A 394-nucleotide genomic window follows, 5' to 3' on the forward strand; every position below is an offset into this window, starting at 1 on the left:
CTCGGACCGCTTGGCGGAGTAAGCAGCCGATACGATGGGGTAGTCAGACGGTAGGCCGTACTTCGCACGGTAGCTCTCCGGTGTGAGCCCGCGAAGCGTGAGGTGGCGCTTCATCGTCTTGTAGGTCTTGCCATCCTCGAAACTGACCATGCCGTCCGGGGTGACCGACTTGCGGATCTGTGCGGGCGTCGGCTTCTCGGGACTAGTCAGCTCCGGCACGGCTTCCTTGCCGAGCCCGGTAAGAGCGGTATGAGGGCTGGCGGTGCCGTCGTTCAAGCAGACCAACGCCTGGGTGCCGAGCATCCTGGCGACGGCCATCGCGGTCGGCGCCTGGGGCTACTTCCTCTACCAGGGCGTGACCGACCCGCTCGGCGGCATCAACACGCTGTGGCCG

The 394-nt window shown here is 65.7% G+C and carries 1 protein-coding gene and 1 pseudogene; one reads left to right on the forward strand and one right to left on the reverse strand.

What is annotated here, in order from left to right:
- The coding region (locus MKK55_RS18430; RefSeq protein ID WP_409566087.1) for a MucR family transcriptional regulator at window positions 1-303 on the reverse strand (303 nt) is incomplete at its 3' end.
- Between the two features lie 19 nt (window positions 304-322).
- Between MKK55_RS18430 and MKK55_RS29370 the strand changes: the two are divergent.
- Window positions 323-394, forward strand: a pseudogene (locus tag MKK55_RS29370) (hypothetical protein); the annotation flags it as partial.

This window comes from Methylobacterium sp. J-059, from assembly GCF_022829485.1.
GTDB lineage: Bacteria > Pseudomonadota > Alphaproteobacteria > Rhizobiales > Beijerinckiaceae > Methylobacterium.